This window comes from Methyloceanibacter sp., assembly GCF_051306395.1.
Classification (GTDB): domain Bacteria; phylum Pseudomonadota; class Alphaproteobacteria; order Rhizobiales; family Methyloligellaceae; genus Methyloceanibacter.
Genome location: NZ_JBPPND010000099.1, coordinates 1 through 4208 on the forward strand (window position 1 = coordinate 1; position 4208 = coordinate 4208).

Below are 4208 nucleotides of genomic sequence, written 5' to 3' on the forward strand. Positions count from 1 at the left end.
GGTGAGATTATACATCAGCCCCTTCTGGTCGAGGATGAAGCCGATCACGGGCTCGGTCACCCTGTCGGTATCGATGGAGCCGCCGACGCCTAAGGTGATGATCGTGACGGAGCCGTCAACGCCGACCTTCCAGCCCGCCCGGCGATAGAAGGCATCCAGCGCGCTCTGGGTCATGAACATGATGATGACCGACCGCTCCTGAGCGCCGAGCTGGAAGCCAAACGAGGCGGAGATCATGTTGTAGTAGCCGGCCGGGCGCTGATTGACGATCAGCAAGCCTTCGCCATACTCACCGCCCACGCCGAAACCCGCCTTGATCACCGAGGGGAACACGAGGATCCCGACCGCCTTATTGGCGAGCTCGTGGGCGCCGCCGATCTGGCGCACGAAGCTATGCAGCGTGTCGTTGGCGTCGCGCTCGATCTCGGCGCCGGAGGCGGCTTGCGCCGCGGGCGCCTCTCCAAAGGCCGCGGCCACGGCGAGGGCGGCGACAAAGAAATTGGCGATCATGATTTTCATGGCGCAGGCGTCCTCCCATTGCGGGCGACCGTAGGCGCGCTTTGTGGCGGCGGCGGGGCTTTAGGCTCGGCGCGAGTGGCCGAGTGGCGCGGGACTAGCGGGCGATTCCGGTCAGAAAGATGAAGCCTGAATAGCCGCTGCGGATCTCGCGTTCGACGATCCCGATCAGCTCGGCTTGGACGCCATCGGCGTGCGCGGCAAAGGCGGTCTCGATGGTGTCCGGTGTCAGGCTCAACACGGGAAACGGGCGGTCTGCCACCACATAGCCCGCCGAGCGCACCAGGAACGCGGCGATGAGCGCGCCGCCGGGCTTCACGCATCGGGCGAAGGCCGCACAAGCCGCCTCGAACTCGTCGTGGCGCTCGGTGATCGACTCGGCACAGAAGAACATCGTGGCGGCGTCCCAGGTCCGTTCCGGCAGCGCGAAGACCGAGCCCTGATGGATCCTCGCCTTGGCGCGCAGGTCCGGCATCGGGTTCGCGGGCAGAGCGGCCTCGTTGCCGTAGGCCTCACGGGTCACCGACCAGAAATGCTGCCATTGCGGTCGCATCGTGTCGCTTGCGATCTCGGTCTCGAGCCAGGCGACATTGCTTTCGGCGTATTCCCACGCGGTGAGCCGCGCGGCGCGGGGCAGGGCGCAAAAAAGCGGGATGAGGTTGGGACCGGTGCCGACATCGACGATATCGAGCGCCGTCTCTAAAGGCGGAGCGCGCTTGATTGCCTCCACGGCGCAGCGGATGACGCGATCGTCGTCCGGATGCGGCTCGCCGTAATAATGCTGAAAATAGGCCTCGGCATCGAACGAGGCCCATTGATAGTCGGCGTTGCCGGTGGGGGCGTCTTGGCTTGATTTCTTGGGCGACACGGATGCGAACCCTGGAGCGTTTCGTTTCGTCGATGTCGCGGCGGCTTGCCGCAAAGCTAGCCGCGCGGTTGTGCCAGGGTGTTAGCCAGCCAGACCGTCGCCGGCAATGGGTTCCTGCGGCGACCCGGGCTCTTGGTCCGGATTGCGCGGCTCGTAGGTCTCGAGGAACTTGACCATCTCCTGAACGGGCAACGGCCGCGCGAAGTAGAAGCCTTGCAACTCGGTGCATCCGAACCGGGTCATCATCGAGGCTTCGTAGGGCGTCTCGATGCCTTCGGCCACGATGTCCATACCGAGCCCGCGGCCCAGCGTGACCACCGATTTGATGATGGTCTTGGTGGTATCGACCCTCGAAATGCTGCTGATGAAGGAGCGGTCGATCTTGATCTTGTCGAACTGAAAATTGCAGAGATAGGACAGGCTCGAATAGCCAGTGCCGAAATCGTCAAGCGCGGTTCTAAAGCCCATGTCCCGGATGGCGTCGAGAACCGTGTTCACGCGGTCGGTGGCTTCCAGAAGGACGCCTTCGGTGATTTCGAGCACGAACCGGCCGGGATCGACGGCATGCTTCACGATGAGACGCCGGAGCATCGATTCAAGATCGACATGCCGGAACTGGACCGGCGAGAGATTCACGGCGATTTCCAGCTCGGGCCAAAGCTTGGCGTCGGTCATGGATCGGTCGAGAACCCATTCGCCGATTGCCGGCAGCAGACCTGCGTTCTCTGCGACCGGGATGAATTCCGCAGGCGGCATGTTGCCGTACAGAGGATGCTGCCAGCGCAACAAGGCCTCGACACCAACGACTTTCCCGGTGCTGCAAGAGATGATCGGCTGATAATGGAGGTCGAACTCTTGATGCTCCATCGCCGCGCGAAGATCGAGCTCGATGGAGCGGCGATGCTCGACTTCCTCGGCCATCTTCGTGCTGAAATACACCGCGCGGTCGCGGCCCTGATTCTTGGCCTCGTAAAGCGCGATGTCGGCATGACGCATCAGTTCGTCCGCCGTTGGGCCGTTGTCCGGAGCGACGGCAAGCCCGATGGACGCCGTCACGTTGATGGACTGGCCCTTGACCGCAAACGGCGCCTCGAAGGCCTGCGCGATACGCTTGATGAGACTTTCACCAGCCTCGACGCCCGCGGGCGCGCACAGCAGCACGAACTCATCGCCGCCGAAGCGTGCCAGGAAGTCGTTGGGCCTGAGCCGCGTTGCCAGCCGGTGGGCAACCAATTTGATGAGTTCGTCGCCGGCCTCGTGGCCCAGCGTGTCGTTCACGTCCTTGAAGCGATCGATGTCAACATAGGCCGCAAGCGCCCGCTGGCCATTGCGCCGGGCGATGTAGCTGTTGAGGAACTTTTCGATCCGCTCGATCATATGAACGCGGTTTGGCAGGCCGGACAGCGAGTCATGCTTGGCTTCGTGCCGGGCCTCGAACTCGCGCTGGGCGAGCGCCTCGGAGGCTCGCCTTAGCCGTCTAAACATCGTCCTGGAGAGAATCCCGGTGAGAAGGACGCCCAACGCGACGAGGGGCAGAATAGTGGTCAATAGGACTTGACCCGGCTGCCGCGAGGTCCAACTCAAATAGCCCGCTTGGACACTGTCATCGCTGATGAATGGCTCGGAAACGATGGCGGTACCCGCACTCGGCGTCGCCTGGAGTGTCAGATCGTGAAGAAGCAAGGAGCGGCCAATCTGGGAGACGAATTCTTCGTCGATATAGGTGATGCTCAAGAGAAGGTTTGGCGTCCCCTGAAGAAGGCTCATGTCGATGTTCGGGACGATCGTCATGCCGGCAACGACCGCTGGTCGTCCGTTTACAGACACGATATGCCCGGCCCATCGTGCGACCTGCACGCCGATTAGCACGTCGTAGCGGTTCTTCGTCTCGTGGAACATGTCCGGGCGTGCCCTAAGGCGAGAACTGTCGCCCGTCCTGATCTCGTCGATGAGCGGCTCGAGTGCGGCATGGCGAGCCTCAAATGCAGAGGGCTGTCGACGTTCCGCCTCCGCCCACACGTAGAGCGGCTTGTCCTCGGCATTGAGGATGTAGACCTCGTCTTGTCCGTAGGTCTCGGTGAGAAAGACGCCGAAGTTGGCGTCGGTGAACTCGAAGTCGATCGCGTCGTCGGTGATCTTGATGACGGGGTCGTCCCACCAGGCGATGCTCTTCTGCTCGTTCAGGACGCGCAGGATGCTCTCGTTGAAGGCGTTGTCGAGAAGCGTGCTTTCTCTGTCGGCCGCGGTTTGGTTCGCCGACCAGCCTGCATAGGCAATGATCGCCAGGAGCAGCAGGCCGAAGAAAGCGATGGCCACCGAAATCAGGGTGGTCAAGCGGCGAAGGTCGCCGTGTAGAATTTGATCTCGCTCGGAAAGGGACAATTTGAGAATCCGCGTCAACTCAGGTCTGGTCGGTAAATAGCTGCAAAACCTCAAATTTTGGTTGCCGCGCGCAGCATCTGTCCTTGCGTGCTCCTCGTCGATGGCCACCGTCGCAGCCGGTCGAGACCAAGCGCTCGCCACGGCAATCGTCAGGCTACGGAACAATCAAATACCGTAGACTGATTAACGAATTGCAGAACGCTCGTTTACCCTTTATTAACGATAATCACTGGGAGGGTCGGCCCCCGTCCGCCAAGACGGAGCCGGCAGGTTACGTCGACTCGATTTGTCAGGATTTCGAGCAAAAATGGCGTCGCCAACAGCGTGCCGTTCGTCTGCTCCAGCCCCGATGACCTGCCCCCGGAAGGCTGGGACTGGCTGGTCGAAACCGCCGCCGGAAGACAAGGCAAGCGGGCGAATATGCTTGGGGCGCTGGCCGTCT

3 protein-coding genes are annotated in these 4208 nt (G+C 62.0%); all 3 read right to left on the reverse strand.

What is annotated here, in order from left to right; genetic code table 11:
• Window positions 1–519 (reverse strand): YSC84-related protein (locus ACSLE4_RS05455; RefSeq protein ID WP_435903465.1); only part of this gene is annotated, 519 nt, incomplete at its 3' end.
• A gap of 94 nt (window positions 520–613) precedes the next feature.
• On the reverse strand, window positions 614–1384 hold the full coding sequence (locus tag ACSLE4_RS05460; RefSeq protein WP_435903466.1) for a hypothetical protein: 771 nt from the start codon (window positions 1382–1384) through the stop codon (window positions 614–616).
• Window positions 1385–1465: 81 nt separating this feature from the next.
• Complete coding sequence (locus ACSLE4_RS05465; protein WP_435903467.1) at window positions 1466–3718, reverse strand: putative bifunctional diguanylate cyclase/phosphodiesterase; 2253 nt, start codon at window positions 3716–3718, stop codon at window positions 1466–1468.
• Window positions 3719–4208 lie beyond the last annotated feature (490 nt).